Annotated in this window: 6 protein-coding genes and 1 pseudogene; 3 read left to right on the forward strand and 4 right to left on the reverse strand. The window is 63.5% G+C overall.

Going from position 1 to position 5,829, the window contains the following annotated elements:
• Both NFX52_RS29080 and NFX52_RS29085 read left to right on the forward strand, forming a co-directional pair.
• Window positions 1-128, forward strand: a pseudogene (locus tag NFX52_RS29080) (IS481 family transposase); the annotation flags it as partial.
• Window positions 116-1,093 (forward strand): porin, encoded by a 978-nt coding sequence (locus NFX52_RS29085; RefSeq protein WP_289781642.1) that lies wholly within the window; start codon window positions 116-118, stop codon window positions 1,091-1,093. The pseudogene NFX52_RS29080 and the gene NFX52_RS29085, both read left to right, overlap by 13 nt.
• Before the next feature lie 120 nt (window positions 1,094-1,213).
• On the opposite strand, the gene NFX52_RS29090 is transcribed toward NFX52_RS29085, so the two are convergent.
• The 4 genes from NFX52_RS29090 to NFX52_RS29105 form a co-directional block, all read right to left on the reverse strand.
• Entirely contained in the window at window positions 1,214-1,558 is a 345-nt protein-coding gene (locus NFX52_RS29090; RefSeq protein ID WP_055399544.1) for a PepSY domain-containing protein, read from the reverse strand.
• A 211-nt stretch (window positions 1,559-1,769) separates the two neighbouring features.
• Window positions 1,770-2,453 (reverse strand): GNAT family N-acetyltransferase, encoded by a 684-nt coding sequence (locus tag NFX52_RS29095; RefSeq protein ID WP_055399546.1) that lies wholly within the window; start codon window positions 2,451-2,453, stop codon window positions 1,770-1,772.
• Window positions 2,450-2,998, reverse strand: a complete 549-nt coding sequence (locus NFX52_RS29100) for a MarR family winged helix-turn-helix transcriptional regulator (RefSeq protein WP_055399548.1) — start codon at window positions 2,996-2,998, stop codon at window positions 2,450-2,452. The genes NFX52_RS29095 and NFX52_RS29100 overlap by 4 nt, the downstream gene beginning before the upstream one ends.
• Before the next feature lie 232 nt (window positions 2,999-3,230).
• Window positions 3,231-4,667 carry an NAD-dependent succinate-semialdehyde dehydrogenase gene (locus tag NFX52_RS29105; protein WP_055399550.1) on the reverse strand — a complete coding sequence of 479 codons (1,437 nt, stop codon included), beginning with the start codon at window positions 4,665-4,667 and terminating at the stop codon, window positions 3,231-3,233.
• An 88-nt stretch (window positions 4,668-4,755) separates the two neighbouring features.
• Between NFX52_RS29105 and NFX52_RS29110 the strand changes: the two genes are divergently transcribed.
• On the forward strand, window positions 4,756-5,829 hold a 1,074-nt coding region (locus tag NFX52_RS29110; protein WP_252635955.1), incomplete at its 3' end, for a pyridoxal phosphate-dependent aminotransferase.

The raw sequence follows: 5,829 nt of genomic DNA on the forward strand, positions 1-5,829 counted from the left end.
ACAACCACCAGTTACCGCAGTCAGCGCTCAAGAGCAGTACGCCGATGCAGGCGATGAAAGAGTGGTACCAGACCCACCCGCACCTGTTTCACAAGCGACCATATGATCGTACGGGATGCGACAGCTAATAAAAACGATTAACCGCTGCGCCCTCGCCGCGCTGGCCCTGGTGGGTACGTCTGCTGCCTTTGCACAGAGCAGCGTCACCCTGTACGGCCGGGTCAACACCACGTTCGAGCACCAAAAAGAAGGCAATGTGTCCAAGACCGGCCTGTTCAACAACTCCTCCCGCTTCGGCTTCAAGGGCCAGGAAGACCTGGGCGGCGGTTTGATGGCAGGCTTCCAACTGGAAAGCGGCTTTGACTCCAGCACCGGCGCCACAAGCTCCACCTTCTTCGGCCGCCAGAGCGAAGTGAACCTTGCCGGTGGCTTCGGCATGCTGCGTCTGGGCAACTTCACTTCAGAGTCCTACTACGCCACCGCTGACTTCATCAGCAACCACAACCACGACACCGGTTCGTCGTCGGATGCGCTGTACGCCTACCCTGCCCGCGACGCAAACAAGATCGCCTATCACGCCCCCAGCCTGGGCGGCGCCACGTTCGAAGCCGGCTGGGCCATGCATGAGCAAGCCAGCGGCACCGGCGGCAAGAACAGCCTCGACTTGGCTGCCAACTACGAGATCGGCAAGCTGGGCCTGGGCGCCGGTTACTCCAAGCTGGACGACCAGAACCAGTTCGCGGTGCGTGCTTCGTACTCGACCGGCCCCTTCGTGGTGGGCGCCTACGTGCAGCGCGACAAGAACGTGTTTTTCGCCAACGGCGGCAACCGCACCAACGTGCGCCTGTCGGGTGCCTACATCATGGGCGTGTCGGAATTCCACCTGAACGTGGGCCGTGCCGGCAAGTACTCCAACGTGGCCGACAGCGCCGCCACCCAGTACACCGTGGGCTACAACTACAACCTGAGCAAGCGCACCAAGATCTACACGTACTACACCCGCATCAACAACAACCACAACGCCAGCTACGGCGTGGCCACTGCGGGCAACGACTTCAGCTCCTTCGCGATGGGTGTGCGCCACAACTTCTGATGGCCTGATCCCGCTGCTGCCCTAACTGGTGGGAGGGCAGACCTACAGCTATTTACCCCCGCACTTCTTCGGAGTGCGGGGTTTTTTTACGCTACAGCATCCAGCCTTTTGGCAGCGGTTTTATTTGGCAATATTCTGCCGCACGAGTTTCGACGTTACGGGGTCGAAATAGGCTTCGACCATATTGCCACTCTTGAATCCATATATTTCATAGCAACTGCCATTGGCGATTTTGAATGTGGCGATTTTGTAGCCGCGAAACTCCGCCAGCAGGCGCATTTCCGCCTCAGGCAACCACTGGCTTCGCGGCTCCCGCGTACACACATCTTCAGTGCGCTCGCGGCTGAAACTGGATGGCCCCGCCGACTGGACGGGCGGCTTGTCGGCCTCCGCCGCCAGCGCGGACACAGCCAAGGCCAAGGCTCCCACCGCACTCGCAGCGACGTTTCTCACAGCATGGTTCATCGACAGGCCTCCAATGGAATGATGGTTCCATGCTAGCCATGCCAGATTAATTTTTGCTTAACTCAATTGATCCTGCAAAAAATATCAATGGTTCGGTGCATTTTATTTTCACTCTTCAGAATTTCATTGTCTCAAGTCCGCTTAGCCCCTTGAGATGGTCAGCATAAAATGCGGCGGTCTGGGATGGCGTGTCCTCAGCCGGTCTACTGCCTTATTTTCCCAAGACAGTCACCTGCACCTCCGTGCGGATTTCAAACCCCAGGCTCTCGTACAAGGCAATGGCGGCTTCATTCGTGGTCCAGGCATGCAAAAAGGGCTGGTCCCCCCGCTGTTGAATGGCGTGGGCCACCACGGATGAAAGCCGGCGGGCATAACCGCGCCCTCGAAACTCGGGGTGGACACACACGCCGCTCACTTCGGTGCCGCCTTCAAAACGCATGCGTTCACCCGCCATGGCCACCAGCACACCTTCGGACCGGATGCCCACAAAGCGGCCCATGGTGTGGGTGCGCGCAAGGAACGGACCGGGTTCGGTCAACTGCGCCAGGGCCAGCATGGCGGCAGCATCGGCATCACCCAGCACGACGACGGCCTCCGCGCCGGGCTCGGCTGCGATAGCCCGCCCGGCCACCATCTGCACGCCCTCGGCGCGGCGAAGGGCCTGCAGCCCCTTGGGCACCGGCATGGGCTGCGCTTGCAGCACGAAGACCGATTCCCCCTCGGCCACCAGACCGGCCAGCGCGGTAAGGCTGGCGTCATCGGCGTCATCCCGGGCCGAAGCAAACAGGTTGACGTCCCGCCGGTAGCGCTTGGCCAGGTCGCCACCTTCTGCCAGGCCGGGAGTGGAGGTCAGCGATGCCCAGACGGGCCGGTCGAAGGGGTTGGTGGTGGTCATCGTGCTGTTTCCTTTCCTGGGGCACGGGGAGTTTTTTGGCGACGGCCTGTGGCGTGCTCTGCGGCAATGGTGGCAGCTGAGCGCTGCAGCAGCGAGGTGCGCGCAAGCCCCGCCTCCAGCGCCTCCAACTGGTCCAGCAAGGGGCCTTCAAGCGACGCACACACCTGGGCTACGGAGGCTTCCAGCACGGGCCAGACATCGCGTTGCGCCCGCTGCACAAGTGCCTGGCCTTGCGAGCTAAGCGCCACGCGGCGCACACGCCGGTCACCCTCCACCGCCTCCGACTGCACCAGCCCGCTGTCTTCCAGCCCTTTCAAGGAGCGCGTGACCACGGGCTGGCTGACGCCGACGGCCTGGCTCAGCTCGCCCACCCCCAGCGCACCATGCCAATCCAGCGCCGCCAACAGCGGGAAGTGCGCTGCAGGCATGTCGATGCCGTGCTGGGTCAACAGTGCCTGCGTTTGCGCCTGCAGCGCCTCGCCAATACGCTTGAAGCGGGTGCCGAGGGTGAGGAATCCGAGTTCCTTGACGACGTCTTGGATCATGTTTTTTCCTTAGATATATATCATGATATGTATTTGACAGACCACGTCAATCGATTTCTTCGCGGCTGCCCTGGCACTGCTTGTCAGACTGGTTCAGCGCGCAAAAACAAAAGCCTGCGGACGATCTCTCAGGAAGGCTCCTGAAAGATCGCGCGCAAGCTTTGACTGGGCCGCACCCGCAGCCGGGCTGCGCGCGACAGCCCTGCCGCGCCAGCTCTCCGGCGTTTCGTCCTTACACGTTCATGATCGAGACCAGGCGCGTGTTCAGGTGCGCCTCGATGGCCTCGGGGCCGCCTTCCGAGCCATAGCCCGAGTCCTTCAGGCCGCCAAACGGCAACTCGGCCGCAGGTGCGGCGGCCTGGTTGATCCAGAGCATGCCCACTTCCAGGCGCTGCGCCAGCAGGTGCGCATTCTTCAGAGACGATGTGAACGCATAGCCGGCCAGGCCAAACGGCAGGCGGTTGGCTTCGGCAATGGCGTCTTCGATCTTTTCAAACCCACGAATCGCAGCCACGGGGCCAAAGGGTTCTTCGTTCACGATGCGGGCCGACAGGGGCACGTCGTTGAGCACCGTGGGCTGGAAGAAGTTACCTTCGGTGCCGATGCGCTCGCCACCCGTCACCAGCGTGGCGCCCTGCTGCACGGCGTCGGCCATTAGGTCGGCCATCGCTGTGATGCGGCGGGGGTTGGCCAGCGGGCCCATCTGCGTGCCGGCCGTGAGACCATCGCCCACCTTCAGGCCCTGCGCGTACTTGGCGAAGGCAGCCACGAAATCGGCACGGATGCTCTCGTGCACCAGATAGCGGGTGGGCGAGATGCAGACCTGGCCTGCGTTGCGGAACTTGGCCCCGCTGCCGATCTTGATGGCCAGTTCGAGGTCGGCGTCTTCGGCCACGATGACCGGTGCATGGCCGCCCAGTTCCATCGTCACGCGCTTCATGTGCTTGCCGGCCAGCGCGGCCAGTTGCTTGCCCACGGGCGTGGAGCCGGTGAAGGTGACCTTGCGGATGATGGGGTGCGGAATCAGGTAGCTCGAGATTTCAGCCGGGTCGCCATAGACCAGGCCCACGGTGCCTGCGGGCACACCGGCATCGGCAAACGCGCGGATCAGCTCGGCGGGGCTGGCGGGGGTTTCTTCGGGTGCCTTGACCAGAATGGAGCAACCGGCGCCCAGCGCGGCGGCCAGCTTGCGCACCACCTGGTTGATGGGAAAGTTCCAGGGCGTGAACGCGGCCACGGGGCCCACCGGGTCCTTCAGCACCATCTGCGTGGCCTTGAGGTTGCGCGAGGGCACGATGCGGCCGTACACACGCAGCGATTCGTCGGCAAACCATTCGATGATGTCGGCCGACGCCATGGTCTCGACCTTGGCCTCGGCCAGGGGCTTGCCCTGCTCTTGCACCATGATGGCGGCTATTGATTCGGCGCGCTCGCGCATCAGGGCCGCTGCGCGGCGCATGGTCTTGGCGCGCTCGGCGGCAGGCATGTCGCGCCAGGCTTCAAAACCCTTTTGTGCGGCGTCCAGCGCGCGGTCCAGATCGACCTTGGTGGCATGGGCCACGCGGCCGATTTCCTTGCCCGTGGCGGGGTTGAACACGGCAAGGGTCTTGCCTTCAGCGGCGTCTTGCCACTGGCCTGCGATGAAGAGCTGGGTGTTGGGATAGGTCATGAGCGTTGGTTGGTCAGCCAAGGTGGTGAAAAAATCAAAAAAACGACTATACGCCTGCGATGATGGCTGTGTATTTCAAGGAGATTGCATGCGAGAAGTAGTCCAAAGCCTCGAAGAGTCGCGCATCCGCGAAGTGGCCAACGAGGGCCTGGGGCGCAGCGATGTGCTGAAGTTCTGGTTTGGCGAGAGCGACGAGGTGACGCCCGATTTCATCCGCGACGCGGCCATTGCGTCGCTGCAAAAGGGCGAGACCTTTTACGCCCACAACCTGGGCCTGCCCGAACTGCGCCACGCGATTGCGGGCTACATGCACGGTCTGCACCCGCAGCAGCACACCGATGCGTGGTTCGACCGCATCGCAGTGACGTCCGGCGGTGTGAACGGCCTGATGGTGGCCGTGCAGACCCTGGTGGACGCGGGCGACGAAGTGGTGCTGGTGACGCCCGTGTGGCCCAACCTGGTGGCGCAGCCGCGGATTCTTGGGGCGCAGGTGCGCGCTGTGCCACTGGTGGCCGACGTGCACGGCGCGTGGCAGCTGGACATGGATACGCTGCTGGCCGCCATCACACCTGGCACGCGCCTGCTGGTCGTCAACGCACCCAACAACCCCACGGGCTGGACGCTGACGCGCGAGGAGCAAGCCACCATCCTGGCGCATTGCCGTCGCACGGGCACCTGGATCCTGGCAGACGAGGTGTACGAGCGGCTGTACTACGCGGGCGACACGGCCAACGGCGCCGCACCCAGCTTTCTGGACGTGGCCGAGCCCGAGGACCGCCTAGTGGTGACGCACAGTTTTTCCAAGAGTTTTTTGATGACCGGCTGGCGCCTGGGGTGGCTGGTGTTGCCGCCATCGCTGACGCATGCCGTTGGCAAGCTGATCGAGTTCAACACCTCGTGCGCGCCGGTGTTTGTGCAGCGCGGGGCCACGGTGGCGCTGCAGCGCACGGAGGAGGTGACGCCTGCGCTGGTGGCGCATCTGAAGAGCTGCCGGGACACGCTGGTGCCGCTGCTGGCCGGTGTGCCGGGGGTGTCGGTGGCCACGCCGCGTGGGGGCATGTATGCGTTCTTCCGCATCGACGGTTACGACGACTGCCTGACGCTGGCCAAGCTGCTGGTGCGGGAGGCGGGGTTGGGGTTGGCGCCGGGCAGTGCGTTCGGG

Source organism: Acidovorax facilis, assembly GCF_023913775.1.
GTDB classification, from domain to species: Bacteria; Pseudomonadota; Gammaproteobacteria; order Burkholderiales; family Burkholderiaceae_C; genus Acidovorax; species Acidovorax facilis.